We start from the raw sequence: 1256 nt of genomic DNA, 5'->3' as shown, positions 1-1256 counted from the left end.
TTCATATGGTGTTGAACCAGCAGGATGCCAACTAGAAACTAGATAGACTTCCTTTATCTCACCTTTATAAACAGTTAATGCTAACTCAACTTTCTCTCTACGCGAGCCAATAACCCATACTCCACGCGTTGCTTCATATAATTCCGCAGCACTTAAAGCTTCATCGTAAAGACGGTTAATTCGAATCAAAATGGCATTTTCAGAAATTTCTAGCATGTACACCTTCATATTTTACGATTTATATAACGCCGCCATAAGGTGTGCCACGCTGAACCAACAAAGCACACTGAACTCCATACCCAAACCGCCGAGTGTAATGCATCACCTTGATGGCCTTGTTAGGTTAATCCCAGCGATTCCAATTAGGTACATGATTTCTATGTAACTCAGCTCTTTCCTTCACTGACATTGACATTACACGAGATGAGTATTTATTGTAATAAACTTCTGGACAAAAGAAATAGCATGTATTTCTTAAAATATTTCCATTAATAACAGAAGTTAAAAATTCAGATTTTTCAAGAAACCTATAATAAACCCATGCTGATTTATAACCTTTAGATGCTTGAATTTTTGCCAAATACGATATTCTTTGATCTAACAGTTCCGATATTTTTTGTGCCTCCTCCGGAAAGTTTAACTTAATGACTTCAAAATCCGACTCCCAATACCGGGGGAAAGGAAGAAGTGAATTATGAATATCCGTGCAAATATGAGTCGATCTGTATTCAACTCTGAACTGACCTACCGAAATTGTGTCTTTCGACATCGGATAGCCTTCAATTATTGAATCTCTGCTAGAAAGTACAAAGCCTGATTTTTCTGGTTCAACTTCATCAAAAAAGCGACCACCATTAAAAACACCTAAGTATTTCAGTTTACAAATTCCAGTAGAACTATCTAAACCTTCGCACAACCGATAAAACCCAACCGAGTATGCACCGTCCGTATCATATATGTAATTTCTACCATAAATTGTTGCTTGCTCACCAGCCAGTTCATTAAAATCATTCAATAACGTTAAATCTTCATCCATCCTTGATCCTTAATTGGCTAAAATTTAATTAACCTAACGTCTAACATAAGTTGCACCACGGCTAACCCACCAAGTACACTAAACTTCATACCAAAACTGCGGAGTAAAACGTGTCAACTTGATGTTTTTGTTATAAGAAGGTCTACAGATCTCGCATCTCAATTATTAACTTTTTAAGTGCACTATCTTGTACATTTTCAACGAATTCTAAATCATGATC

General features: G+C 36.4%; 1 protein-coding gene and 1 pseudogene. Both read right to left on the bottom strand.

Features of this window, described 5'->3' with window-relative positions; translation table 11 throughout:
• Nucleotides 1-216, bottom strand: a pseudogene (locus L4D78_RS28240) (hypothetical protein); the annotation flags it as partial.
• Nucleotides 217-343: 127 nt separating this feature from the next.
• Complete coding sequence (locus tag L4D78_RS28235; RefSeq protein WP_428469992.1) at nt 344-1036, bottom strand: hypothetical protein; 693 nt, start codon at nt 1034-1036, stop codon at nt 344-346.
• Nucleotides 1037-1256: the final 220 nt, after the last annotated feature.

This window comes from Photobacterium minamisatsumaniensis (assembly GCF_050336695.1).
GTDB classification, from domain to species: Bacteria; Pseudomonadota; Gammaproteobacteria; order Enterobacterales; family Vibrionaceae; genus Photobacterium; species Photobacterium minamisatsumaniensis.
Note: the sequence above shows the minus strand (reverse complement) of the source record. Positions and strands in the feature narration are given on the sequence as shown.